General features: G+C 46.0%; 23 protein-coding genes and 1 rRNA gene. 8 read left to right on the top strand and 16 right to left on the bottom strand.

Annotated features, from left to right (window positions below; translation table 11 throughout):
* Positions 1 to 17 precede the first annotated feature (17 nt).
* From OA79_RS12730 to rpmE, 4 genes are all read right to left on the bottom strand, one after another.
* A complete protein-coding gene (locus OA79_RS12730) occupies positions 18 to 587 on the bottom strand; it encodes a TIGR00730 family Rossman fold protein (RefSeq protein WP_063333615.1) in 570 nt (189 codons plus the stop codon).
* Positions 588 to 705: 118 nt separating this feature from the next.
* Complete coding sequence (locus OA79_RS12725; protein ID WP_063333614.1) at positions 706 to 1974, bottom strand: malic enzyme-like NAD(P)-binding protein; 1269 nt, start codon at positions 1972 to 1974, stop codon at positions 706 to 708.
* A gap of 177 nt (positions 1975 to 2151) precedes the next feature.
* Positions 2152 to 2934 (bottom strand): thermonuclease family protein, encoded by a 783-nt coding sequence (locus tag OA79_RS12720; protein WP_063333613.1) that lies wholly within the window; start codon positions 2932 to 2934, stop codon positions 2152 to 2154.
* A gap of 8 nt (positions 2935 to 2942) precedes the next feature.
* Entirely contained in the window at positions 2943 to 3158 is a 216-nt protein-coding gene (gene rpmE / locus OA79_RS12715; protein WP_063333612.1) for a 50S ribosomal protein L31, read from the bottom strand.
* 268 nt (positions 3159 to 3426) lie between these two features.
* On the opposite strand from rpmE, the gene OA79_RS12710 reads away from it, so the two are divergent.
* The 6 genes from OA79_RS12710 (at position 3427) to OA79_RS12685 (ending at position 9483) form a co-directional block, all read left to right on the top strand.
* On the top strand, positions 3427 to 5658 hold the full coding sequence (locus OA79_RS12710; RefSeq protein ID WP_063333611.1) for a primosomal protein N': 2232 nt from the start codon (positions 3427 to 3429) through the stop codon (positions 5656 to 5658).
* A gap of 60 nt (positions 5659 to 5718) precedes the next feature.
* Complete coding sequence (locus OA79_RS12705; RefSeq protein ID WP_063333610.1) at positions 5719 to 6342, top strand: SPOR domain-containing protein; 624 nt, start codon at positions 5719 to 5721, stop codon at positions 6340 to 6342.
* A 108-nt stretch (positions 6343 to 6450) separates the two neighbouring features.
* On the top strand, positions 6451 to 7002 hold the full coding sequence (gene hslV, locus OA79_RS12700) for an ATP-dependent protease subunit HslV (protein ID WP_063333609.1): 552 nt from the start codon (positions 6451 to 6453) through the stop codon (positions 7000 to 7002).
* A gap of 44 nt (positions 7003 to 7046) precedes the next feature.
* Positions 7047 to 8372, top strand: a complete 1326-nt coding sequence (gene hslU, locus OA79_RS12695) for an ATP-dependent protease ATPase subunit HslU (RefSeq protein WP_063333732.1) — start codon at positions 7047 to 7049, stop codon at positions 8370 to 8372.
* Between the two features lie 79 nt (positions 8373 to 8451).
* Complete coding sequence (locus OA79_RS12690) at positions 8452 to 8829, top strand: gamma-butyrobetaine hydroxylase-like domain-containing protein (protein ID WP_063333608.1); 378 nt, start codon at positions 8452 to 8454, stop codon at positions 8827 to 8829.
* 30 nt (positions 8830 to 8859) lie between these two features.
* A complete protein-coding gene (locus OA79_RS12685; protein ID WP_063333607.1) occupies positions 8860 to 9483 on the top strand; it encodes a ubiquinone biosynthesis accessory factor UbiJ in 624 nt (207 codons plus the stop codon).
* On the opposite strand, the gene OA79_RS12680 is transcribed toward OA79_RS12685, so the two are convergent.
* The 4 genes from OA79_RS12680 to ilvA all read right to left on the bottom strand — a co-directional run bounded on the left by OA79_RS12680 (position 9480) and on the right by ilvA (position 14911).
* Positions 9480 to 10340, bottom strand: coding sequence for a DMT family transporter (locus tag OA79_RS12680; RefSeq protein ID WP_063333606.1), 861 nt, complete (start codon positions 10338 to 10340; stop codon positions 9480 to 9482). The genes OA79_RS12685 and OA79_RS12680 overlap by 4 nt on opposite strands.
* A gap of 108 nt (positions 10341 to 10448) precedes the next feature.
* On the bottom strand, positions 10449 to 11414 hold the full coding sequence (locus OA79_RS12675) for an asparaginase domain-containing protein (RefSeq protein WP_063333605.1): 966 nt from the start codon (positions 11412 to 11414) through the stop codon (positions 10449 to 10451).
* A 128-nt stretch (positions 11415 to 11542) separates the two neighbouring features.
* Positions 11543 to 13276: an arginine--tRNA ligase gene (gene argS, locus OA79_RS12670; protein WP_063333604.1), complete on the bottom strand. Its 1734-nt coding sequence runs from the start codon at positions 13274 to 13276 to the stop codon at positions 11543 to 11545.
* Positions 13277 to 13405: 129 nt separating this feature from the next.
* Entirely contained in the window at positions 13406 to 14911 is a 1506-nt protein-coding gene (gene ilvA, locus OA79_RS12665) for a threonine ammonia-lyase, biosynthetic (protein WP_063333603.1), read from the bottom strand.
* A 280-nt stretch (positions 14912 to 15191) separates the two neighbouring features.
* On the opposite strand from ilvA, the gene rpiA reads away from it, so the two are divergent.
* Positions 15192 to 15866 (top strand): ribose-5-phosphate isomerase RpiA, encoded by a 675-nt coding sequence (rpiA, locus tag OA79_RS12660; RefSeq protein ID WP_063333602.1) that lies wholly within the window; start codon positions 15192 to 15194, stop codon positions 15864 to 15866.
* Positions 15867 to 15921: 55 nt separating this feature from the next.
* Here the strand turns inward: rpiA and OA79_RS12655 are convergent, their stop codons facing one another.
* Positions 15922 to 16890, bottom strand: a complete 969-nt coding sequence (locus tag OA79_RS12655; RefSeq protein ID WP_063333601.1) for a zinc transporter ZntB — start codon at positions 16888 to 16890, stop codon at positions 15922 to 15924.
* Between the two features lie 148 nt (positions 16891 to 17038).
* Between OA79_RS12655 and OA79_RS12650 the strand changes: the two genes are divergently transcribed.
* On the top strand, positions 17039 to 17998 hold the full coding sequence (locus tag OA79_RS12650) for a class 1 fructose-bisphosphatase (RefSeq protein ID WP_063333600.1): 960 nt from the start codon (positions 17039 to 17041) through the stop codon (positions 17996 to 17998).
* 102 nt (positions 17999 to 18100) lie between these two features.
* On the opposite strand, the gene OA79_RS12645 is transcribed toward OA79_RS12650, so the two are convergent.
* The 7 genes from OA79_RS12645 to rrf all read right to left on the bottom strand — a co-directional run.
* Positions 18101 to 19162 (bottom strand): ABC transporter ATP-binding protein, encoded by a 1062-nt coding sequence (locus OA79_RS12645; RefSeq protein ID WP_063333599.1) that lies wholly within the window; start codon positions 19160 to 19162, stop codon positions 18101 to 18103.
* 2 nt (positions 19163 to 19164) lie between these two features.
* Entirely contained in the window at positions 19165 to 20154 is a 990-nt protein-coding gene (locus tag OA79_RS12640; RefSeq protein ID WP_063333598.1) for a levansucrase, read from the bottom strand.
* Between the two features lie 22 nt (positions 20155 to 20176).
* Positions 20177 to 21055: a carbohydrate ABC transporter permease gene (locus OA79_RS12635; protein WP_063333597.1), complete on the bottom strand. Its 879-nt coding sequence runs from the start codon at positions 21053 to 21055 to the stop codon at positions 20177 to 20179.
* A complete protein-coding gene (locus OA79_RS12630) occupies positions 21055 to 22134 on the bottom strand; it encodes a carbohydrate ABC transporter permease (protein ID WP_063333596.1) in 1080 nt (359 codons plus the stop codon). The genes OA79_RS12635 and OA79_RS12630 overlap by 1 nt, the downstream gene beginning before the upstream one ends.
* Positions 22135 to 22232: 98 nt before the next feature.
* Positions 22233 to 23504, bottom strand: a complete 1272-nt coding sequence (locus tag OA79_RS12625) for an extracellular solute-binding protein (RefSeq protein WP_063333595.1) — start codon at positions 23502 to 23504, stop codon at positions 22233 to 22235.
* Between the two features lie 111 nt (positions 23505 to 23615).
* Positions 23616 to 24665, bottom strand: a complete 1050-nt coding sequence (locus tag OA79_RS12620; protein ID WP_063333594.1) for a LacI family DNA-binding transcriptional regulator — start codon at positions 24663 to 24665, stop codon at positions 23616 to 23618.
* A 653-nt stretch (positions 24666 to 25318) separates the two neighbouring features.
* Positions 25319 to 25418 (bottom strand): 5S ribosomal RNA (rrf, locus tag OA79_RS12615); the annotation flags it as partial.

Here is a 25418-nt window from a genome sequence, read left to right as displayed (position 1 = left end):
GTGAATTTTCCTTGGTTTCATTCGCCCTTAGACCATTTTGCGATCGGAGCTTGATAGCTTCGTAAGGCAGCTAATAAGGTTTCCGGTGTCGACTCTCGAATCAACATATCAAGATAAGCGGGCTTCACAAATCCTGCCGCCTGCATGCTCTCCACCATGGTAAATAAAGGATCGTAAAAACCCTTCACATTATAAAAAGCACATGCTTTCTGGTGCAGCCCTAGTTGCCCCCAAGTCCACGCTTCAAATATTTCTTCCAAGGTACCCACACCGCCAGGTAACGCCACAAAAGCATCCGCCAATGCCATCATCTTCGCTTTACGCTCATGCATGTCAGCAACAATGTGAAGTTCAGTTAAACCTAGGTGAGCGATCTCTTTTTGTTTTAAATGATTTGGAATTACTCCAATCACCTTTCCACCAGCGTCCAATACCGCATTCGCAATCACCGCCATTAAACCGACATTGCCACCGCCGTACACCACATCTACACCCTGTTTCGCCAAGTACTGACCTAGTGACCAAACACGCTTCACATAATCTTCTGAGTGACCTTCTGCCGATCCACAGTAAATTGCTACTCTCATCAATACACTCCTGATAGAGGAATTATTCGCCATAAAAAAAGGCGAGACTCAGAAAAGAGTATCGCCTTTTTTGCTGTGATTAGACCATGAAAAGGTCCATCAAAGTCTTATACGCAACTTAAGCACCGAAGTGATCTAGGTTCTCAAGTGGGTAGAAATCAGGGTATGGAAGTTGTGCCACACCAGAATCGACTGCGGCTTTCGCTACCGCGGCAGAAACAACATTTAGCAAGCGAGAATCCATTGGCTTAGGCAAGATGTACTCTTTACCGAAACTCAATGCAGCACCACCATAAGCAGCAACAACATCCGCAGGCGCTTCTTCTTTCGCCAAGTCTTTCAGAGCATGAACCGCAGCGACTTTCATTTCTTCATTAATCTGTGTTGCACGAACATCTAATGCACCACGGAAGATGAATGGGAAGCCCAATACGTTATTGACCTGATTTGGGTAATCAGAACGCCCTGTTGCCATGATCAAATCATTGCGAGTTTGGCGAGCCAATTCCGGGCTGATTTCTGGATCTGGGTTAGAACATGCAAACACGACTGGGTTAGCAGCCATTTTGCTCAACTGATCCGCTGACAATAAATCAGGGCCAGAAACACCGATGAAGACATCAGCACCGTCGATTGCATCGTCCAAAGTACGCTTATCAGTATCGATGGCGAACATGGCTTTAAACTGGTTTAAATCATCACGACCAGAATGGATAACACCCTTACGATCCAACACAAAAATGTTTTCGCGCTGAGCACCACAGGCAATGATCAATTTCATACAAGCTGTCGCCGCCGCACCGGCACCTAGACAAACAATCTTCGCATCTGCGATGTTTTTGTCTTGAAGCTCAAGCGCATTTAACAAACCTGCTGCCGTTACAATCGCTGTACCGTGTTGGTCATCATGAAACACTGGGATAGAACAACGTTCGATAAGCTGACGCTCAATCTCAAAACATTCCGGCGCCTTGATATCTTCAAGGTTGATGCCACCGTAAGTGTTCGCAATACGAGCAACAGTATCAATAAAGGCTTGTGGGCTTTCTGATTCCACTTCCACGTCCACTGAGTTAATGCCGGCAAAACGCTTAAACAATAAGCCTTTACCTTCCATAACAGGCTTACTTGCCAAAGGACCAAGATTACCTAAACCTAGAATGGCAGAACCATCAGAAATAACCGCGACTAAGTTACCTTTACCTGTGTAGCGATAAGCATTTTCTGGGTCTTTCGCAATTTCACGGCAAGGCTCAGCCACACCTGGACTATAAGCTAAGGAAAGGTCGCGAGCCGTTTCAGTCGGTTTTGAAATGGTAACGCTCAATTTACCTGGAACTGGATTCTCATGGTAATCCAATGCAGCTTGCTTCATATCTTCTGCCATTATGATGTTTCCGTCTGTTTGGTGTTATTGAATTAGTTGCTTTTCTGTGGGCCTTATTCTTGATAATTAATGCGCTGCATTTTCATACCAAAAAATGACACCTTATCGTTTTGGTTCGTCAGAATAATCGATCTAACACTCACTTTAAAGCACAAAACCATTGGAATATTCTATCAATCAATTAGGATTGAGATCCTTGATTTCACGCAAGTCATTCGGATGTCTCACCGATAAAACCCACGATTTAAAAGCGTTGTTACGATTTTTTCTGTGGTGTTGCCAACCTCTTATCTCAATGGTTTTTCCCTCCAAACCAAACACAGTCTGAGCGGGCCAATAATCTGAGACGTACGGTGGCAAGTTGATTACTAGATCCTGCTGGGTTTCTAGCCACCAACCTCCTCGGTTGCGGGTAACGGAAGAGATATTCACTCTAGCGATTGCAAAACCAGCTTGTGGCTGCCATTGCAAATTGTGTTGCCATAACCTTTTATTTGCCTTGCGCGCGGCATTTTCAGCGTCTACAAAACATGCCTGATAGGCTAAATTGGGCGGCACCGCAATACGATAACCAAGCCCTTCAAATAGTAACTGACTTGTCAGCGAAATACGATCTTTATCGAACAGGTAATAGAGCTTACGGCCATAGCGGTCTTGATCACTTTTGGCCTTCTGAATAAACACATAACCGTCCAAATGAGACTCTAAAAATTGTGTGGCTTGCTCGGCATAAGCTTGGTGATTACCCGACTTATGATCTAACTCTGGGGTATTGATACCAACTAAACGCACCTTACGACCATCGCTTAAATGAATCGTATCGCCATCGACAATGCGCTTAATTTGAGCCCGCTCTAATGGCCCAGTTGCCCGACAAAGTTCGCTTGCTCCCGCACTAAATGACAGGCATAAAAAAAGCGCCAAGTAAACTCGACGCTTTTTTAACACTCTCACAATCATGCCACCAATTACTTAGTAGTACGACGTGCTCCGAAACGCTTGTTAAAGCGATCCACACGACCACCAGTGTCCAGCATTTTTTGCTGACCAGTGTAGAATGGGTGGCAGTTACTGCATACATCGATGTGCATGTCTTTGCCGATTGTAGAGTTAAGTTTCAAAGTGTTACCACAAGTACAAGTTGCAGTAATCGCAGAATAATTTGGGTGAATATCTTTTTGCATTGTTTCTACCTTAAAGTTTGGTGTGCCGCCACTTGATCGACATATAAGGGCTTTCGCCTCGCCAAGCACCGCACGATTCGTTGTACAGACATTGTACAGTGGTACCAAGAACGGCGTATTTTAGGGATCAATTGACGATTCATCAAGCCTTTTATCACTCTTTTCACATAAAATTGCCCCTCGCGTAAACGCCTTGCTCTAGCGTACACTAAGCCTGTAAACCAACGGCTAAACTTTTTCCTTTACTAAACAAGGCTTAACCAAACGCATGCAAGAGGCTCTACTCACTCAGCACCCTTATATTAAAGTCGCTTTGCCAGTGCCACTGCGCACTTTATTCGACTATAAAGTGCCAAAAGCCATTGCCTTACGCCATGACTTACAGCCGGGCATGCGAGTCAAAGTGCCATTTGGTAAAAGCAGCCGTTTAGGCGTCATTGTCGCCCTCAGTGAGACCAGCGACTGGAACCCAGAGGAAGTCAAACCACTCACCTCATTACACGATAAACAGCCAGTCATTACCCCAGAACTCATGGCGCTTTGCGAATGGGCGGCACGTTATTATCACCACTCTATCGGTGATGTTGTTTTTCATGCCTTACCCGTCTTACTGCGCAAAGGGGAAAATGCGGAATTTCGCACTGAAAACTGGTGGTTTACTACCACCGCTGGTCAAGCATTTGAGGTTGAGCAGTTAAGCCGTGCACCACGTCAGCAAGATTTTTTAAAAGCCGTTCAACAACACCCAAATGGTCTCAGTCAACAAGCCGCCTCGGTATTGGATTTGGCGTCCGCCGCAGGCAAAAGTCTCGAAGAAAAAGGCCTGTTACGACGAGAGCCAAAAGCCTTTAACAAAGCGGGCGAAAAACACACTCATCAAACTCAAGTTCCTCCGACGCTCAATGCCGAACAAGCCGCCGCGGTCGACTCCTTGCTTGAGCACCGCCATCACTTCCACGTTTCCTTATTAGACGGCGTCACTGGCAGCGGCAAGACAGAGGTTTTTTTACGTTTAATAGAGCAATGCATCAAAGAAGACAAACAAGTGTTGGTGATGGTGCCTGAGATCGGTTTAACCCCTCAAACTCTAAAACGTTTTGAAGTGCGTTTTAACACCGACATTGTCCTCATGCATTCCAATATGAATGACCGAGAACGCCTAGATGCTTGGCTACTCGCCGCTAATGGCCACGCCAAGATCATTATAGGGACTCGCTCCGCGGTCTTTGTTCCCGCACCAAAGCTTGGCCTCATGGTCATCGACGAAGAGCATGATGCCTCTTACAAGCAACATGAGAAATTTCGTTATCATGCTCGTGACCTTGCCGTGAAACGGGCGCAAAATCTAAACATTCCGGTTTTACTGGCGTCCGCTACACCATCTTATGAAAGTTTGACCAACGCCCTGCAAAAGCGATTTTCATGGCTCAAATTGCGTCAACGGGCTGGGGACGCTCATATTCCGAAAATGGAAAGAGTCGATTTACGAGGTCAAACTCTCGTTCATGGCTTTAGTGAAACGGCGCTGAGCAATATGAAGCTCGCCCTCGAGCGCAAAGAACAAGTGTTAATCTTTTTAAATCGTCGTGGTTATGCGCCAACACTGATGTGCCATCAATGTGGCTGGATTGCGACGTGCGATCACTGTGATGTTAATCTCACCGTACACAAACGTGCCAACAAGCTACATTGCCATCATTGTGATTCACAAAAAGCCCTGATCCATCAATGCCCAGACTGTCAAAGTGAAGAATTGTTCACCGTTGGAGAAGGCACAGAGCAGCTAGAAACTCAGCTCAATACGCTGTTTAAAGACACGCCTATTTTACGCATTGATCGAGACAGCACCCAACGTAAATCCGCGATGGCCAAGCTCACCCAAAAAATCCATGAACATGACCAAGCCATTTTAATTGGCACACAGATGCTGGCCAAAGGTCACCATTTTCCAAACGTTACCCTAGTCATCATCATGGATGCAGATGCGGGATTATTTTCATCCGATTTTCGTGGTATGGAGCGCACCGCGCAGCTTATCACCCAAGTAGCAGGACGAGCTGGAAGAGCCAAAAAACCAGGGCACGTATTATTGCAGACCTATCATCCTGACCATGCCGCGATTGAATGCTTATGTAACCTAGGTTACGAGCACTTTGCGATTGATGGACTGACGGAACGTAAATCTCTCTCTTTACCACCGTTTTACCATCAAGTAATTGTTCGAGCAGAATCCGCCAACGAACAAGAAGCCATGCAACTTTTAAATGCCCTGAAAAACGACCTAACCCCCATGTTGTCACCAGATGTCTATATGGTCGGACCATACGCCGCCATCATTGTTCGCAAAGCCGGACAACACCGAGCCTTGATTTCGATAAAATCGGCACACCGAGCACCGTTACACCAAGCCACAGAATGGATGACACAATGGTTAGAACAAGCCACCAAACAACATAAAATTCGTTTCGCTATCGACGTCGATCCACTGGAAACTTATTAAACGACAACGCATAATGTGCCCTGCATGACGCCCCACTTTTGAGTAAACCAACAACACACTATGTTTAAGCCCATTTACATTGCTAGCAAAGGGAGTCGCCCGAAAAAAGGCGCAACTCGTCGTACACCGCCACCTGTAGCAAAACGCAAAACCGCTTGGTGGTTATGGTTGCTCATTCCAGCCATCTTGCTGGCCTTCATTTATGGTTTAATGCAACTTAGCCAAATTGCCCCAGAAGCCGCAAAAGCAAGTACAGCGAAACCATCAAAGCCCGTGCCACAACCGAAAACCGTCGAAAAAGCCAAGCCGGCCAAGAAACCCGCAGAACAGGCCACGGAGAAAAAAGACAACTTTGAGTTCTACCAAATCCTGCAAGACAGCGAAGTTGATACCAGTCATGTGGATGCTTATCAATCGACCCCTCGTGGCGAGCAAGACTTTTATTACATGTTGCAAGCCGCCTCCTTTCGAAGTTCTGACGATGCGGATCGCCTACGCGCCAAACTGATTTTATCGGGACTAGTGGAAGCCAGCATTCGAAAAACCACAGGCAAAGATGGCCGACCTTGGTATCGTGTGATACTTGGCCCTTATGTTTCTCGCTCGAAAATGAATCGCGCCGAGGACAAGCTTGTCTCTATGGACATCTCCTCTTTTTCTTACAAAGTAAAGAAAGAGCCTTAATTCTCTTGATAAAAGTGCACAGTATGGACAACGCCATTCTGTGCACGCTCACCGCTTGAAATCTCACCGCTTGCCCCCACCTTGTTAGAATCGAAACTGGAGTAAAGCATGACAACGATTCTAACTGTACGCAAAGGCAACCAAGTCGTCGTAGGTGGCGATGGACAAGTATCTCTTGGCAATACCGTGATGAAAGGCAACGCACGCAAAGTACGTCGCTTATACCATGGTGAAGTCATTGCTGGTTTTGCCGGTGGCACGGCGGATGCCTTCACCCTATTCGAACGTTTTGAAGGCCAACTAGAAAAGCACCAGGGTCATCTCGTTCGTGCAGCCGTTGATCTAGCAAAAGACTGGCGCTCAGATCGCGCCTTACGCAAGCTTGAAGCCATGCTCATTGTCGCCAATAAAGAAAGCACACTCATTATTACGGGTACCGGTGACGTAGTAGAGCCTCAGCACGGCGCTTTAGCGATTGGTTCTGGCGGCAACTATGCCGAAGCCGCTGCCCGAGCGTTGATCGACAATACGGACCTGACCGCCAAAGAGATTGTGGAAAAAAGCCTTAACATCGCAGCGGATATTTGTGTCTTCACAAACCACAGTCTAACCATTGAAGAGATTGTCGTTGAAGGCAAGCTGGAAGATCAATCCGCTTAATTCCTTCACGACGTCAAACAGACCCTATTAAAAGAGACCAAATGATGAGCAGTATGACCCCAAGAGAGACGGTTAACGCCCTAGACAATCACATTATTGGCCAACAAAAAGCCAAACGCGCCGTCGCCATCGCACTCCGTAATCGCTGGCGTCGAATGCAGTTACCGGAAGACATGCGCGCTGAAATCACCCCTAAAAACATCTTAATGATTGGGCCAACGGGGGTCGGTAAAACCGAAATCGCCCGCCGTCTAGCGAAACTATCAAATGCGCCCTTCATTAAAATTGAAGCCACTAAGTTCACTGAGGTGGGTTATGTTGGTCGTGATGTAGAGTCCATCATCCGCGACCTTGTGGAAATGGCCATCAAGATGTTGCGTGAACAAGAGACCGAAAAGTTACGTCATAAAGCGGAAGACGCGGCCGAAGATCGAATCTTGGATGCTCTACTGCCACCAGCTCGAGGTGGTGACCCAGAGTTAAACAATGAGAGCAACACTCGCCAAATCTTCCGTAAAAAACTGCGTGAAGGGCAATTGGACGACAAAGAGATCGATATTGATGTTGCCGATGCGCCTGTTGGGGTGGAAATCATGACGCCGCCTGGCATGGAAGAAATGACCAGCCAGTTGCAGAACATGTTTTCAAGTTTCGGCTCGAACAAAACCAAGAAGCGCAAGTTAAAAGTCAAAGACGCCTTACGCCAAGTGCGTGATGAAGAAGCTGGAAAACTGGTCAATGAAGACGAGTTAAAAGCCCGTGCAGTTGAAGCGGTTGAGCAAAACGGTATCGTCTTTTTAGATGAAATCGATAAAGTCGCCAAAAGCTCAGAACGCACCAGCGGTGAAGTGTCTCGCGAAGGAGTACAACGTGATTTATTGCCTTTGGTAGAAGGTTGTACCGTTAATACCAAATACGGCATGATCAAAACAGATCATATTTTGTTTATTGCTTCAGGGGCGTTCCATTTAACCAAGCCATCGGATCTGATTCCTGAGCTACAAGGTCGTTTACCCATTCGCGTTGAGCTAGATGCCTTGACCGTTGAAGACTTCAAACGCATTTTAGTTGAACCCAGCGCCTCTCTGACTAAGCAATACGTTGCCTTAGCAAAAACAGAGAACATCAATCTGAACTTTACCGAAGAAGGCATTACCCGCATTGCCGAGATTGCTTGCCAAGTCAATGAAACCGTTGAAAACATCGGTGCTCGTCGCCTGCACACTGTGTTAGAGCGTTTGCTTGAAGAAGTATCTTACTCCGCTTGCGACATGCCAGAAGATCAGCAAATTGACATCACAGCCGCTTATGTTGATGAACAGTTAGGTGAAGTCGCGAAAGACGAAGATCTTAGCCAATACATTTTGTAATTGGCACGTTGTCCTATTGAAGCGAGGCAAGCATTCACAGAATGCTTGCCTCGCTTCCCTAATCGGAGTGGAATCTAGCATGCTCACCCCAACCAAAATTCATTACCATAAACAATCTCGTGAACTTGAGCTGGCCTTTTCTGATGGTCAAAGCTATCAATTGAGTGCCGAATTTTTACGGGTTCATTCTCCTTCCGCTGAAGTTCGAGGTCATGGGGCACAAATGCCCATTCTCCAATACGGTAAAAAAGACGTATTCATACAAAACATTGAAGGCGCAGGGAATTACGCGTTAAAGATCACCTTTGACGATGGTCATGACTCTGGCCTCTATACTTGGGAGTACTTACATAATTTGGGCAAAAACCACGATCAGTTGTGGCAAATGTACTTAACTCGCCTTGAAAAAGAAGGGAAGACGCGGGACACTTCCGTGATTCAAATTCATCAACATTAAACAGCACACTCAAATTTAGGAAAACCTGTTATGGGCTCACTCAGCTTGTCTGCCATTAGCGCGATTGAACACGGTATTAACCTTGCTCTTCAGCAAGATACACCTTCTCAGCAAAGGCTAAGCAAACTCGCAGGGCAACAGGTCATCCTGTACGTTGAAGATTTCTCACTCATCTTACAAGTGCATCTCCTTGAACAAGGCGTGATGTTGCACAAACCGGATCATCTAGAGGACATCGAACTCGATCCTAAACTCGATACGCTAGTCCAAGGACCAAGCTCAGCCTACCGCAAACTGCTCGAAGGGGATGGCTTCTTTGATGGCGATCTACGCATTCAAGGTAATGCGCAAGCCCTAATGACCTTGCATAAAGTGATGGAAAACTTCGAACTGGATTGGGAAGGCTTATTAGCAGATCACATTGGCGATTTACCCGCCGCGACTCTGGCACGTTTACTACGAGTTCAGTGGTCGTGGAGTAAAGAACTGGCCACTCAAGCACGCATCCAACTGGTACAACATTTACAATCTGATAGCCAATTGCTACCAAGCAAGATCGAAGTCGATGCCTTTGTGGATCAACTGGAAAATTTTGGCACCCAGTTAGATCGCTTTGAAGCGAAGCTCAGACTGCGTGAAAACAAACGTCATTAAGCCTTTAGCCGGCTAAAATAAACCCCACCTATAGTGATAACAAAGCCGATTATTTGCACCATTGTCATGGTCTCAGCGAATAAGAAATAACTCTCTACGGCAGCGAGAGGTGGTGCTAACAGCAACAACATAGCGACTTGCGAGGCATGTATTTTTCTCAGCAGCCAAACCATTAAAAACACACCACCACCCGACAACACCACCGCACCCCAAAATAACAATAAATACGATGGCCATTGAGCAACAAAGACGTGTTCACCTAACATCCACACAAAACCAAACGCCACCGCACCAGCGGCTAAGTTCTGAATGCCCATGGAAACAATGATGTCAGAGGAAGCAATCGACATTTTCTGATAGATGGCACCGAGGGATAAAGCCAAAATGGCTCCAACAGCAAGGCAAAGCGTCAACAGAGTGACGCCACCGTGACTCATGTCCAACTCCAATGCGGGAGAAATCACCAACAACAAGCCAATGATGCCAATCAGCATACCGAACATGCTTAAAAAAGACGTCTTTTCTTTAATCAACAGGAAGGCTAACAAGGTCACCAACACGGGCTGTAAAGCGCCAATCAATGCCATGACACCTGCTGGCAACCCTTTGGCAATGGCCACATAGGCAAGGCCAAGGTACAAACCGCTCATCAAGACTCCGGCGAGGATCTGTTGAGGTAATTCCAGCAGTGAAGGAAACACCCGACGCTGCCAAAGCGCCAGCGCAAAGAACAACAAAGCAGCCAATAAGAAACGAATACCCAAATAGATATTGGGGTCCATCAGGCCAACAATCATCTTACCGGTAATGAAACCGGTGGACCAAATTAACACTAAGAGCACATAAAGAATGACCATATAATTCCTTTTATTAATCGCTGCCTGCGCTTAAATGAAGATTAAGGAAGGTACGAATAACAGGCTTTTATCCACATACTGAGGCAAGAGGACTTGTTCGTACCTTCCTTAGAACTCGGCTTTTATCTCTGCAGTGTTCAAACCCAACCCAATCAAAAAATGCAACTTAGCGAAAGCCGCTTCATAAGTCATCGCTTGCCCTGAGATCACACCTGCGTTCACCAAGGCTGACCCGGCCGCATAGGCACCAGCAACCACACTGCCCGCGTCACATTGACTGACATTAACAATGACAACACCTCGCTCACTGGCTTGCTGCAATACCGATAAAAGTTCAGCGTCTTTATCGGGCGCATTGCCCGCACCATAGCTCAACAGCACAGCACCTTGCACGGATTCATTTAATAAACCGCGCCAATGCTCCGCTTGCACACCCGGAAAAACAGGTAGTAAGGTCACCACTCCAGACGCCATCTCTGGAATACGAATCACACAAGGTGCGTCAGTAACTTGGCCTTCTCGCCACTGCCAATCGATCCCAAGTACACCGCGTTCAGCACGATTCGGAGACTGGAAGGCCTGCCAGTCACTGGTATGCGCTTTGTGAGCACAATCGCCCTCAATCAATCGCCCAGCAAAGAATAAAAACACGCCTCGAGCGATAGATTCACAAGCAGAAATAGCCCCTAACACATTGTTCATCGCATCGGTTCGCGCTTTATACATGGGCACTTGCGAGCCAGTGACGATAATCGGCTTAGCACTTTGCTCAAACATAAAGCTCAGCGCCGCGGCGGTATACGCCATGGTATCTGTGCCATGAAGCACAATGAAGGCATCAAATTCATGCCATTTGCTTTGGATGTCTAACGCAATGGTCTGCCAGTCTCTTGGCGTGGCGTTGGAAGAGTCAATCAACTCGGCATAGCTTTGTATCACGACGTCATGTTGCCACTCATCGGCGACATTTAAATGTTCACTTAAGTGATCAGCAAAGGCGGCATCAGGGACCAAGCCTTGTGATGATGGCACCATGCCTATCGTACCACCGGTATAAGCAATGTATATTTTCATCTCGTTTCTCTTTTCATCCTGATATCGACACAATGCATTTCAATGCAGAGAGAAAAAAGGCGCGAATCCTAACGAACTGCGCCTTTTCTCTAAACCTACCCAACCGCTCACTGAATAAGCGGTATGGATTACATTCTTTCTAGGGTTTCAATACCCAACAATGATAGACCAAGTTGTAATGTTGAGGCCGTATTCAACGCCAACTGTAGACGACTGTTCTTAACGTCTTCTTCAGCGTTTAGGATTGGACAAGCTTCATAGAAGGTCATGAAGGTTCCTGCCAATTCGTATAGATACGCGCATAAGAAGTGAGGCATACCATCGTTGGCAACCTGCTGAATAGCCTCTTCAAACTGACACAACTTCATCGCCAACGCACGTTCTTGGCTTGCTTCAACTTGGATCTCACCGGTTAACGATGCGATGTCTATCTCAGAGCGTTTCACGATGCTGGCCACACGAGAGTAAGCGTACAACAAATACGGCGCAGTATTGCCTTCGAAACTCAACATAGTGTCCCAGTTAAACACATAATCACTGGTACGGTTTTTTGATAAATCCGCGTATTTAACCGACGCAATTCCGACTACTCGACTGATATTACGAAGCTCGTCTTCACTCATGTCAGGATTCTTAGAAGACACTAACTGATAAGCGCGTTCTTGTGCTTCTTCTAGCAATGAAGACAGTTTCGCAACGCCACCAGAGCGTGTTTTGAACGGCTTACCATCACTGCCCATTACCGTACCAAACGGCATATGTTCCAACTGCGTTTCTGGTTTTACGAAGCCGGCTTTACGAGACAAGGTAAAGATCTGTTGGAAGTGCAACGATTGACGCGCGTCGACGAAATACAGCACGCGATCCGCTTCTAATGTATGTTGACGGAAACGCACCGCGGCTAAATCTGTCGTGGAATACAAAAAGCCACCACCGGTCTTTTGCACAATAATCGGGGTGATTTCCCCTTCTTTATTGGCGAACTCTTCTAAAAAGACACATTGTGCGCCTTGGTCTTCTTTCAATAGACCTTGCTCTTGCAGCTCGTTCACGACATTTTGCAAATCATCATTGTAAGCACTTTCAGGCATCACATGTTGACGCTCTAAAGACACGCCCAACATCTGGTAGGTTTCTTCACAGTGCGTCAGGGAAATGTCGATAAATTCATCCCACAAAGCGAGGCAATCTTTATCGCCTGATTGCAAGGCCACAACCAATTCACGAGCACGATTGGCAAAGGCGTCATCGTCATCAAAACAACCTTTAGCCGCTCGATAAAAGGTCTCAAGATCCGACAACGCCATACTAATCTCAGCGCTTTCAGAACGTAAACGTTCCATGTAAGCCAACAGCATGCCGAATTGCGTTCCCCAATCACCCACGTGGTTCTGACGCACCACTCGGTGGCCTAGAAACTCTAAGGTACGGACAACGGCATCACCAATAACGGTAGAACGTAAATGCCCTACGTGCATTTCTTTCGCTAGGTTTGGAGATGAGTAATCCACCACCACGGTTTCCGGTTCGGCAACACTTGGCACATCTAGGCGTTCACTTTGGCGCAGAGCCATAAGCTCTTTGCCTAACCAAGCATTCTTCAAGAAGATATTAATAAAACCAGGACCTGCGATTTCGACTTTTTCTGCGATGTCGGATAAATCCAAACCATCGACGACTTTCTGTGCCAATTCACGAGGGTTCATTTTCAGGCTTTTTGCCACCCCCATAATGCCATTGGCTTGGTAATCACCAAACTGAACCTTGGCGGATTGACGGGTAAGTGCTGGAGCTGTTTCTGGCGCACCAGCCGCAACCATAGCGGCTTGAATACGTTGATTTAGAAGCGTTTGAATATTCACAAGGAAACCTTTAAACAGTTAACATGCCGTTAGGCTGGCATATCAAAATCACAAACCCTCCACTTGCCTAGCAAGCGGAGGGTTTAAATAAGAAAATTAATGGCCTAATAATAACCGATTTACTGCCGTTTAGCGAAAGAACAGCTGGCATGCCAAGTTATTATTTTCATCCTGATAAGGATAACCTAGCTCATCTAAATAATGCGTCACATCCGTTTCTTCACCAACCGCCTGTAAGCCAACTAACACGCGACCATAAGCGTCACCATGATTACGATAATGAAACATGGAAATATTCCACTGACCACCTAAGGTGTTGAGGAATTTCAACAAGGCGCCAGGACGTTCAGGGAACTCAAAACTGTACAGCAACTCCCCTTTTTGACTGCGTAGATGGCCACCAATCATATGACGCACATGCACCTTGGTAGTTTCATCGTCAGTTAAATCAATGATTTCGTAATCTTTTAGATCATCCAACAGTTCTTTGCGGCTATGGGGGCTTCCGCCCAATGCCACACCAACAAAAATCACCGCTTGCTGATCATCGCCATAACGGTAGTTAAACTCGGTGATATTTCGGCCAACTAACGCTTGGCAAAAGTCTTTAAAGCTACCTGGAGACTCAGGGATTTTAACGGCAATGATGGCTTCACGCTTTTCACCCAGTTCTGCCCGTTCGGACACATGACGAAGGCGATCAAAATTCACATTGGCGCCACTGTTAATCGCGATCAAGGTCTGACCTTTTACCTCTTCTCGTTCAATGTATTTCTTCAACCCAGCTAAAGCACAAGCACCAGCCGGTTCGGTAATAGCACGAGTATCATCGTAAATGTCTTTTATCGCTGCACACATTTCATCCGTTGTGACTGTGATCACTTCATCTACCGTGTCTTTCGCAATGGCAAAGGTATTATGGCCAATTTCTGCAACCGCAACGCCCTCAGCAAAAATACCGACTTGAGCAAGACGAGTCGGTTCACCTTTTTCCATAGCGACTTTTAAACAAGCCGCATCCTCAGGTTCCACACCAATGATTTTGATATCAGGACGTAGATATTTTACATAAGCCGCGACGCCAGCAATCAAGCCACCACCACCTACCGGTATGAAAATCGCATCAATATTGCCTTCATGCTGATGTAAAATTTCCATACCAATGGTGCCTTGTCCAGCGATGGTATCGACATCATCAAAAGGGTGAACATAAGTTTGTCCCGTTTGTGCCATGATCTCTTTTGATTTAGTCGAAGCCTCATCAAAAGCATCACCAAACAATACCACTTCCGCACCATGGTTGCGCACGGCACTGACCTTCACCTCTGGTGTCGTCGCAGGCATCACTATGGTGGCTTGCACGCCCAGTTTTTTAGCCGCTAAAGCCAAACCTTGTGCATGGTTTCCTGCCGATGCGGCAATCACCCCTTTGGCTCTCTCAGCGTCGGTGAGCTGACAAATTTTGTTGTATGCCCCACGAATTTTGAACGAGAAAACGGGTTGCAGGTCTTCTCGCTTCAAAATAATCTCGTTGTCCAATCGGGTCGATAATTGATTGGCTCGAGACAGTGGTGTTTCTACGGCAACGTCGTATACGCGTGCCTGTAGAATCTTTTTGATCATGGTATGAGGCATAATGTTTCCTAAGAAAATAACATTCGTCAGAACGAGACCGGCGCCCAACATTTTTGGGAACACCGCGTCTAAAAATAGAACACCGAAATATACCTGTTCGGCTTAACTCACGTAAAGGCGAAAGCCTCTGAATCTGCAAAATAGCCAGCATAAATCTCAGTTGTTTTGGCTAACATTCATTTAGAGAAGGGAATATAATAATGGCACCAGCAGAGGAAGCTTACCAAAAGAGTAAGCTCTAACTACTTTCTCATTCAACGATAATAAAGGGCACCCCCTCATGACCCAAGATGAGTTAAAACAAGCTGTCGCGGAAGCGGCCGTTAACTACATTCTACCGTTACTAGAAGACGACACGATTGTCGGCGTTGGCACCGGCTCAACGGCCAACCTTTTCATTGATGAGTTGGCCAAACACAAAAGCAAGTTTGATGGCACCGTAGCCAGCTCTGATGCTTCAGCCCAACGTCTGAAAGATCATGGCATCCCTGTTTACGATTTAAACGGTGTCGATCAAATTCGTGTTTACATCGATGGCGCCGATGAATCCGATCATCATTTACACCTTATCAAAGGTGGGGGTGCCGCTTTGACTCGTGAAAAAATTGTGGTGGCTTGCAGTGATGAGTTTGTTTGTATTGCTGACGAGTCAAAATTAGTCAAAGTATTAGGAGATTTCCCTTTACCTGTTGAAGTCATTCCCATGGCCCGCAGCCACGTTGCCCGCCAACTAGTAAAACTGGGGGGCGATCCAGTCTATCGAGAAGGGGTTGTAACAGATAATGGCAACCATATTCTAGACGTCTACAATCTTAAGATTATTGACCCCATTAAGCTTGAAGCTCAGATTAATGCGATTGTTGGCGTCGTCACCAACGGACTGTTCGCTAATCGATCTGCTGACGTGTTATTACTGGCAACACAAGACGGTGTGAAAACACTGAAAAACGACTAAAGAACCTCAGATGAGCCATCTAAAGCCACTATTCTTAAAGTGGCTCATCTTTCTCTTAAAACCAGCGACTTTTTCGCATCAACCAAAACTGTCCAACCCCCATCACAAGTAAGACCCCACAAAATAACCAGAAAGCTTGATGATTGTCGGTTCCAGGCATCCCCGCGATATTGATACCGAACAACCCGGTTAAAAACCCCAAGGGCAAGAAGATCCCAGACAAAATAGACAACACATACATGCGAGCATTCATTTTTTCAGCTTGTAAATTGACAAACTCTTCCTGCATTAACTGGCAACGCTCCCTTAATGACTCAAGCCCCTCAACATAACGAACAATATCGTTCACGGCTTCTTGGACCTGTGTGATTTGCCGACTCGTCATCCAACTAGACGTATCTTGAGACAAAGCTTGAACAGCTTCTTTTTGAGGCACCAGAAAGCGACGTAGACGAATGGTTTCGAGTCGACGTTGAACCAATAACTCTCTTTGCCCTTGCTCGATACCTTCGCCAATGCGTTCCTCTAAATCAGACAACTCTTCTTCTAAATCAACGATGACACTCGACATTCGTCCCGTTAATGTGACGGTCAAGATGGCCAAAATATCGGCGCTATCTGTAGGTCCTTCGCCTTGTGCCAAGCTGTTTACTACATCCTCAACGGATAGCAATTTTCGACGGCGACTGGATACGATAAAGTGTGGTGTTACCCATAAACGTAATGACACCATATCCGATGGATCAGAACCTGGGTTTAAATTCACACCACGAAGAATCACTAAGGTACCACGACCCATTTTAACCATCCGAGGGCGTGTTTCTTCAGCGAATAACGCCTCGACAACCTCATCAGCAACTCCTTCAACACTGGCCAACCAGTCGCGACTCGCGTCTTCCCCAGCGTCTACATGAACCCAGCGACACCCTGCCTCTGGAATCTTCTTTGGCAAATCCGTCTCGGACAAATGATCTGCGCCGCCTTGACCATCTAACGCCACGTGATGCACAACAAATTTAGACATAACCGCCCCTCCATTAATGGCTTGTAGATTAACGGAAAACGTCCCGCGTCCCTATTTATTTTCACTTCAACGACCTAGCCCAGCTGACACTCTCTGCTGAGAGTGGCATAATTTCATCACCCTCAAAATAATAAGGAAAAGCTTGATCATGCAAAACCTAGCACACGTTTTGGCATCCAGCTCGACACCCACATCACTTCAAACTGTTTTAAGCGTTACGACCAACACTTGTATTGATATTTGCAAGGCGCTTCACAAAGGCTCTCTTGCAGGTATTCTTGGAGTGGCTGGAAACGAAAACGTGCAAGGAGAGGAGCAAAAGAAACTCGATATCATCTCTAACGACATGCTTAAAACGGCATTGTTGGCCTGCCCTGCTGTTCGAGCAGTCGCATCAGAAGAAGAAGATGACATTGTCCCCGCGAATACTGCGGGTGAATACCTAATCGCCTTCGACCCACTAGATGGCTCATCTAACATAGACATCAACGCCATGGTAGGCACCATTTTCTCTATCTACCATGACACTGGTAGTCAGCCAGCAACCGAACAAAGCTTCTTAAAACCCGGTTCTGAGCAAGTGGCTGCAGGTTATGTGTTGTATGGACCTTCTTGCATGTTGGTACTAACAACAGGTGATGGCGTCCAGATGTTCACGCTTGACCCAGAAAACAATGACTTTGTTCTAACCCAAGATCAAGTCAGCGTTGCAGCAGAAACCCAAGAGTTTGCCATTAACTTATCCAATCAGCGTTTTTGGTCTGCTGCCATGCAAAATTATGTCAGTGATTTAATTGCTGGCACCACTGGCACCCGCGAAAAAGACTTCAATATGCGCTGGGTTGCTGCAATGGTTGGAGATGTCCATCGTATTCTATGCCGAGGTGGTATCTTTATTTACCCTTGGGACAGCAAGTCTCCAAATCGAGCAGGTAAATTGCGTTTAATGTATGAAGCCAACCCAATGGCCATGTTAATTGAACAATCAGGTGGTAAAGCGCATACGCACAGTCAACGCATTTTAGACATCCAGCCTGAAGGCATTCATCAGAGAGTGGCGGTGATTCTTGGCGCGGCAAATGAAGTGGATAAGTGCCTAAGTTATTAACATCCAATTTGAAATGTAATCTCTGTGCATAAAAACAGGCCTTCATCGTAACGATGAGGGCCTGTAGATTAATACAAGAAACCCACCTTATGCTCGACGTCTCTAGAAAATATGCACTCTGTTGACATCAAAATATAGGCTGATCTTATCCCCTACCTCAAATTGTTGATCTTGGCTAATTGAAGCAATGACCTTGTTACCATCCAGCAATGCCACATCCAATACCGTCTCTGTCCCTAGACGCTCTGACAAAGACACGCTGCCATGTAACGCACCTTTAACATCGCCATGGTGTGGTTCTAGATATTGAGGTCGGATGCCCAACTCTAATGTGTCCCCAACAACCACATCGCGACCATTTCTCGGTAACGTTACCGCATCCAGAACCTCAGAACCGACCGTAATGCTCGTGTCATCATATGAAATGACTTCCGTCGACACAAAATTCATCGACGGTGAACCAAGAAAGCCAGCCACGAATCGATTGGCAGGGTTATGAAACAATTCCATAGGCGAACCTATTTGCTGTACTTCACCGTCTTTTAAGACCACAATTTTGTCTGCTAAGGTCATCGCTTCGACTTGGTCATGAGTCACATAAATCATCGTCGCGCCAAGCTTTTTATGCAGCTTGGAGATTTCCATTCGCATGTCCATTCGCAATGCCGCGTCTAAATTCGACAAAGGCTCATCAAACAAGAACACTTTGGGGTCACGTACAATCGCTCGACCAATCGCCACGCGTTGCCTTTGACCACCAGACAATTGGCTAGGGCGACGCTCTAACAAATGCTCCATTTGTAGAACCTGCGCCGCTTCATTGACACGACGTACTTTTTCACTTTTAGGTACACCAGAAACCGTTAAACCAAAGCCAACGTTTTCTCGTACCGTCATGTGAGGAAAAATGGCATAAGACTGGAAGACCATGGCAATACCACGTTCCTTTGGTTGCAAGTTATTAACGACGTCACCATCAATCGTTAACTCACCCCCAGTAATATCTTCTAAGCCAGCAATCATTCGCAATAATGTCGATTTACCGCAGCCAGAAGGGCCAACAAAAACAACAAACTCACCATCTTTAATGTCAATATCGACGCCATTGATGACCTGAGTTGAGCCGTAACTCTTTTTAATCGATTTTAACTGTAAATCGGCCATATTTACTGTCCTTTATTATTATCGTCTGTGCTTAAAACCCCGTTCGCGTCCACTTTGATGGCCACAGGATCTAATATTTCACCCACAAAACCATTTGGACCTTGATCATTAAATCCGATGATGACAGGACCGTTATCCGTGTCTAAAATCCGCGCCGCGTATCGATGACAAGGCTCTTCCCCATCCAGAAATTCCGCGTCCGGTAAATGCCATGGTCCCAATGGGCTGTCTGCCATCAAGTAATGATTCCCTGTCACAGGCTGGCCTGCCTGAGCTTTTACAAAAGCCTCAGACCAATGAAGAGACGAAGTACAAAATAAGCAATACCAGCGGCCTTCAAGTTCAAACACTTGTGGCACTTCAAGTTGACCAAAACCACCCACAAACACCGGTTTTTGCAGTTCCCAATGATACAAATCATCCGAAGTCGCAAAGCCAATCGCGCCGCCGCCATTAGGCTCTTCAATACCTGGCGCTCGTGCGGTGAAATACATCAACCAGCCTTTACCATTGGGATTTTTCATTACCCAAGGGTCACGCATGGCTCGATCATGCCAATGGCCGACTTGATGCTGATCTTCATAGTACTGAGCATTGTCACCAACGATGTCTAAACACAGGCCATCATCTACCCGTTGCCAGTTATGTAGGTCTTTGCTGGTTGCATGACCGACGCGTTGATAAAGACTTTTTTCTGCTAAGCAAGTGCCTGTGTAAAAAAGGTGATACAAGCCGTCATCGTCTTTTACCACACTGCCTGTCCAGGTGGTGGAATCGTCCCATGCAGGGGCGGCTGCAGGTTCAAAACAAGTGCCTAGATGCTCCCAGTGAACCAAGTCTTTAGAAGTCGCATGGGCTTGCGTGACATTCATATGGCGTAACTCTGGATCGATCAACGACTTGTTTGCTTGCAGGAAATAACCATGCCAAAGGTCGCCTTCTTTGTGATACCAGCTGTCCCAGATCCATTTTTTTTCTAATGCTATTGTCATTGTTTACTACTCCAGAAAAAGCCTATCCCTTGACACCAGTCGATGCGATAGAGGCGATAAAAGCACGCTGTAAAGCGAGATAAAAAACTAATACCGGCAGAGTGATAATGGTTAGATACGCCATTACCTCACCCCATGCAGTATTCAATTGAAAAAAGTATTGTAAGCCGACTAAAACCGGTCGGTATTGCTCTTGCTGGGTCACCATAATTGGCCATAAGTATTGGTTGTACATGGCCAAAAATTTGAGAATGGCTGCCGTCGCAAGAATCGGGCCTGACAAAGGCATCACCACTCGCCAATACACCTGCCACCAACTACAGCCTTCCACACGCGCCGCTTCAATAAGCTCCTTTGGTAGATCTTTAAAATATTGAGCAAACAGAAATATAGTCAGGCCATCGGCAACAAAGGGCACAATTTGCACTCGATAGCTGTTTAGCCATCCCCAACTGAAACCGTCTAAACCAAGCCAAGGTAATTTAGAAACCATTAACAGCATTGGAATGGCGATGGTTTCAAAAGGCACAATTAAGGTCGCTAGGATGATGGAAAAAGCGATACTTTTGCCACGCCAATTAAGGAACACAAAAGAGAACCCAGCCATAGAGCAAACAAACAGGCCGAGTGCCACAGTGATCCCTGTCACGAACAGAGAATTCAGCATGAACAAGCCGATCGGAGCTCGCTCAAAAGCGGCTTTATAGTTGTCAAAACTGATGTCACCTACCGGTAAAAACGCTCTCATTGAAGAGGTATCAGCCAACAGTTGTTGATCAGGTTTCAGTGATGACATCATCATAAAAACCAGCGGCGTAACAAACATCAACGCAATCAATGTGAGTACGAGATAACGCACCGTCATTCGCAACCTTGGGTTATCAGCATCAAGACGCAACATCAGTTCTTCTCCCGTGTTAAATAGCGCTGTAACAATGAAATACTCAAAACAATGAGGAAAAGCACGACCGACATAGCGGAACCACCAGAAATATCTTGTTTGCCATAACCTCGCTCTACCGCTTGATAAACAATGGTTTGCGTACTGTCTAAAGGCCCACCACTGGTCATTACATCAATTTGAGCAAACAGCGAGAAGGCTTGCATGGTGATCACGATCACCACCAACACAGCGGTATTACGCAAGCCCGGCCAAGTGACATAGCGAAAGGTCTGCCAAGGACTGGCACCTTCAATTTTGGCGGCTTCGTAAAGTGTTGGCGAAATGGTCTGTAAACCAGACAACCAAATAATCATGTGGAAACCTACCGCCTGCCAAATAGACATCGCCATAATAGAACCGAGGGCGGTATCGGGGTTTCCAAGCCAATTCACTGGCTCAAAATAACCTAAGGTGAGCGTACTCAGTGCGCTGTTTAACAAACCATTTTGGCCGTCATAAATAAAACGCCAAAGTAGAGACACCACAACGATCGAGACCACCACAGGCATGAAATAGATGGATCGAAAAATATGAATCCCACGTAAAGGTTGGTTTATCAGTAATGCCAAAACTAACGCTAAAGCACCTTGAATCGGTGCCACAAAAGCCACAAAGGTAAAGGTATTCACCAAGGCTTTCATAAACACCAAATCACTCGCCATGATCGCGACTTTTTGTTCACCCCACGAAAAAGAAAACCATTCTTTCATCCCTTTAACGTCTGGGTAGCCTGGATTGTTACGGGTAAACTTTCTCAACCTTGGATATTGATTGTCGCCATTTTTATCAAGCAAAATCGCACCATCAGCATCCATCACTGGATCAACCACCAATACACCAAGATCTAACATATTGGTGTAATTCTCTAGACCGACATATTCCGCCGCATTAGGCGACATCAATCGCTGATTGGTCAAAGAAAAAACTATCGCCAGAATAAACGGCACCACGATAAAGAGAAGCATCAAACCAAATCCAGGCGCAGCAAAAAGCCACCCGGTACTGTTATGCTGGGTTAACATTGTGTTTTTTTTCATAAAAAGTACCCATCTCGCTGACCCCAACTAGGCTCAGCTAAAGAACAGCTAGGTCAAAAAATAAAACGTCTTGGCCTAACTGTCTTTATTAGTCTGTATTAATGGCCGTAGCGGCGGTTCTTCTGAATGTCTGAATCGATTTCATCCACAGCACTATCCAACGTATCCGCTACATCCGCACCGTCTGCGATATCCGCTAGCGCTTTTTCAAACACTTTAGCCTCAACGATGTAACCAGGCGTAACAGGACGAACTAAAGCTTGCGCTTTCGACAGTTCGTAGAAAACGGCCATGGCACCACCTTCTTTATAGTTTTCAGTCAATGCCGCCGCCGAGTACTTCGCTGGAATCACACCAATACCATCCGAGAACGCGGCTAGGTATTTGTCTTGTAGGGCAAACTCTATAAAAGCAGAAGCGCCTTGAGGATGTTTAGACGCGGCTGATACACCAAATTGCCAGCTTGCTGCCCCGATGGTGGATCCATTGCCAAAATCAGGTGCTGGTAAAAACAAGGTATCGTCACCAAACTTATTTAGCGTATTAAGTGCGGCCCAATTACCATTCCATTGCATGGCGTATTTACCCTCTAACAGCCCCGTATCACGATCAGCCGGATCCTGTGAATTGCCTGGTGCATAACCTTGGCTAAATAAACCTTGCCACCATTCTCCAAAAGCAATGGCAGCATCGCCATTAAGCTTTCCCTCTGCCGTTGCGTAAGTAGAGCGATCAACTAGATCGCCACCAAAGCTTTGCAAAAATGGACTAAAAGCATAGGGAAACCACTCACCTTTCCACGCCATGCCTAAATCCAGTGGGTAATCGTATTTACCTGTCGCTTTCAGTTTGGCAAGAATGTCATTGAACTCTTGTGCCGACCAAGGTGCCTCTAAAGTTGGGACTCGTGCACCAATGTCATCTAAGGTTGAGCGTCGAGTCACCATAGCCACGGCGGCATCCCACAAACCAACCGAATACAGTTGCCCATCCCAATAACCTTTCACACCAGGTAAAAAGTCGGTAAGCATTGCTTCATCCAACATCAGCGGCTGTAAATAACCAGCCCATGCCCAATTGGGCATGACGGGACCGTCTACATCTAAAATGTCTGGTAAATTATTCGCCAATGCAGCCGCAGTCACAGAATCGTTATAAGAACCTTGAGGAAAGGATTCTAAACTCACATTCCAGTCATCTTGACTGTTATTAAAATCACTCACAATTTGGTTGATTATCTTCGCTTCAACCCCATTGCCTGCGCCATGATACCAAAGTGAAAGATCTGTTTTGGCGTAAGCAGAAGAGGCACACACACCTAAAGCGGCTGCGGACAAGATACCAAATGTTAGCTTTTTTGTTATTTTCATTAGTTTCTCCCATAAATACGATCTAATTTAACACCAATGACACCGATGTCATTTCTTCACCAAAAAAACGCACCACACTGTCTGATGCGTCATTTAACAAACACCTTATGACTACACTTTTAAGATAGATTGTCGCCAAATAACCGGACTATCAATCTCGGTCTTTTCCATCCGAGAATGATCTTGTTGCTGATGATCAATGAGCGTTAAAAGCTGACGTGCCGCTTCCTGCCCTATTTCTTGATAAGGCAGCTGTACTGTCGTTAATGGAGGATACAAGCCTTCCGTAATCGCCAGATAATTATCGTAGCCAGCAATGGAAATCTGCTCAGGAATACGAATCCCCCTCACTCTTAGAATGCCATACAGCTTAAGTGCCATTTTATCATTGCCGCAACAAATCGCAGTGGGTGGCGAGTCAAGTGCGAGCAACTGATCAATGGCATCGATAATTAACGCTTCATTATCAACAAGATCCAGTGTATCGGCACACACGACTAACTTAGCATCGTAATTTATCCCACTGTCTTGCAAGGCTTGTTTATAGCCTTCCAATCGCTGATCGGTCGCAACCATAGAAGGATCAAGTGTTAAGTAAGCAATTTTAGAATGCCCATCACGAATAATTCTATCAACAAGAGAGTATTGGCCCATTTTGTCATTTGGCACCACCGATGTGGTCTGGTTTGCATCAAAGCAGTTCGCTAGGACCGTATGAATGTTTTGACTGACCCTAGGTAAATCGACCTGTTTATGGTGATTTGCTACATAAATAAGGCCTTCAACTCGATGCTCTTGGAAGGTTCGAACCAGGTGTGACACCGATTCAGGAGATCCACCTGTATCAGCAATTAAGAGCGTTTTTCCTGAGGCTTGCATGACTTTCTGAATGCCCTGAACAATAAACAAATCTGGCAAACCCGTAGGCGCATTTAGCACATCAGAAAAATCCGATATAGCACCAGTTACCAAACCAATTAATCCCGACTTATTAGATCGCATTGAGCGTGCGGCCGTACTAGGGACATAACCTAATTGTTCAATTGAGGCTTCTACTTTTAAACGGGTTTTTTCACCAACCGCAGCGTCGTTGTTTAATACTCTCGAAACGGTTTTGGGTGAAACTCCAGCGGCTGAAGCTACATCATAAATGGTCGTCATCGTTATTTTTCTCATTATGACATCGGTGTCATTTAAGTCACAAACTATATCTGATTAAGAATTCAATTGAAAGTTTAAATTATGGGATATTACTCGAAACGCTGTAACACATTGAAGTGGTTTAGGTTTTTCATTCTTCCCGAAAAGGCGAGCGTGCACGTTTGTAATTTTCGCATTGCACGTTATTTCGGTAACGAATTTTCTATCTGTTTGATACTAGTACAGTATTTGATCGGGTAAAAGGACAAAACAAGCGATATTAACAAAATAACCGAGTCTTGCAGCTAATGTGAATGCTTTGAGGTTGCTGAACTAACCCCATCCTCACCTTCCCCTTGAAGACATAAGGGGAAGGAACAAGAGACTTGGTTTGGTGACAAAACACAACGTCGCAAGGCTTAAACATCAAGTGGTGTGGTTGGTTGTACGCTGTGCGACTTTTGAAGGGGTCTGCCCCTGCACACTTGATACAAGAGGTTCTTGTTTTACCGTATCTTTTTAGAGAGCTGCTGACGCGTCGAGCTGGCGAGACAGGCGCAAGCAAATGGAAGCACAAGAAACGACTTCTCATAGGAGGATTTGTGCTTTGCCTTACTTATTTCAGACGTAAAAAAGCCCTGACAGGGTAACCTATCAGGGCTTCTTAATTTAAAGCTTGACGACGACCTACTCTCACATGGGATCCCCCACACTACCATCGGCGATGGCGCTTTTCACTGCTGAGTTCGGGATGGGATCAGGTGGTTCAACGCC

The organism is Marinomonas sp. TW1 (assembly GCF_001625355.1).
Classification (GTDB): domain Bacteria; phylum Pseudomonadota; class Gammaproteobacteria; order Pseudomonadales; family Marinomonadaceae; genus Marinomonas.
The sequence above is the reverse complement of the archived record's forward strand: the minus strand, read 5'-3'. Positions and strand labels throughout refer to the sequence as shown.

What these genes read in the sequence shown, in the direction of transcription:
- OA79_RS12720 (WP_063333613.1), bottom strand. Translation starts at nt 2,934, where the DNA reads ATGATTGTGAGAGTGTTAAAAAAGCGTCGAGTTTACTTGGCGCTTTTT.
- OA79_RS12625 (WP_063333595.1), bottom strand. Translation starts at nt 23,504, where the DNA reads ATGAAAATAACAAAAAAGCTAACATTTGGTATCTTGTCCGCAGCCGCT.
- OA79_RS12730 (WP_063333615.1), bottom strand. Translation starts at nt 587, where the DNA reads ATGAGAGTAGCAATTTACTGTGGATCGGCAGAAGGTCACTCAGAAGAT.
- rpiA (WP_063333602.1), top strand. Translation starts at nt 15,192, where the DNA reads ATGACCCAAGATGAGTTAAAACAAGCTGTCGCGGAAGCGGCCGTTAAC.
- hslU (WP_063333732.1), top strand. Translation starts at nt 7,047, where the DNA reads ATGAGCAGTATGACCCCAAGAGAGACGGTTAACGCCCTAGACAATCAC.
- OA79_RS12640 (WP_063333598.1), bottom strand. Translation starts at nt 20,154, where the DNA reads ATGACAATAGCATTAGAAAAAAAATGGATCTGGGACAGCTGGTATCAC.
- OA79_RS12680 (WP_063333606.1), bottom strand. Translation starts at nt 10,340, where the DNA reads ATGGTCATTCTTTATGTGCTCTTAGTGTTAATTTGGTCCACCGGTTTC.
- OA79_RS12685 (WP_063333607.1), top strand. Translation starts at nt 8,860, where the DNA reads ATGGGCTCACTCAGCTTGTCTGCCATTAGCGCGATTGAACACGGTATT.
- OA79_RS12645 (WP_063333599.1), bottom strand. Translation starts at nt 19,162, where the DNA reads ATGGCCGATTTACAGTTAAAATCGATTAAAAAGAGTTACGGCTCAACT.
- OA79_RS12705 (WP_063333610.1), top strand. Translation starts at nt 5,719, where the DNA reads ATGTTTAAGCCCATTTACATTGCTAGCAAAGGGAGTCGCCCGAAAAAA.
- rpmE (WP_063333612.1), bottom strand. Translation starts at nt 3,158, where the DNA reads ATGCAAAAAGATATTCACCCAAATTATTCTGCGATTACTGCAACTTGT.
- ilvA (WP_063333603.1), bottom strand. Translation starts at nt 14,911, where the DNA reads ATGCCTCATACCATGATCAAAAAGATTCTACAGGCACGCGTATACGAC.
- OA79_RS12710 (WP_063333611.1), top strand. Translation starts at nt 3,427, where the DNA reads ATGCAAGAGGCTCTACTCACTCAGCACCCTTATATTAAAGTCGCTTTG.
- OA79_RS12630 (WP_063333596.1), bottom strand. Translation starts at nt 22,134, where the DNA reads ATGAAAAAAAACACAATGTTAACCCAGCATAACAGTACCGGGTGGCTT.
- OA79_RS12620 (WP_063333594.1), bottom strand. Translation starts at nt 24,665, where the DNA reads ATGACGACCATTTATGATGTAGCTTCAGCCGCTGGAGTTTCACCCAAA.
- OA79_RS12635 (WP_063333597.1), bottom strand. Translation starts at nt 21,055, where the DNA reads ATGTTGCGTCTTGATGCTGATAACCCAAGGTTGCGAATGACGGTGCGT.
- OA79_RS12650 (WP_063333600.1), top strand. Translation starts at nt 17,039, where the DNA reads ATGCAAAACCTAGCACACGTTTTGGCATCCAGCTCGACACCCACATCA.
- OA79_RS12690 (WP_063333608.1), top strand. Translation starts at nt 8,452, where the DNA reads ATGCTCACCCCAACCAAAATTCATTACCATAAACAATCTCGTGAACTT.
- hslV (WP_063333609.1), top strand. Translation starts at nt 6,451, where the DNA reads ATGACAACGATTCTAACTGTACGCAAAGGCAACCAAGTCGTCGTAGGT.
- OA79_RS12725 (WP_063333614.1), bottom strand. Translation starts at nt 1,974, where the DNA reads ATGGCAGAAGATATGAAGCAAGCTGCATTGGATTACCATGAGAATCCA.
- OA79_RS12675 (WP_063333605.1), bottom strand. Translation starts at nt 11,414, where the DNA reads ATGAAAATATACATTGCTTATACCGGTGGTACGATAGGCATGGTGCCA.
- OA79_RS12655 (WP_063333601.1), bottom strand. Translation starts at nt 16,890, where the DNA reads ATGTCTAAATTTGTTGTGCATCACGTGGCGTTAGATGGTCAAGGCGGC.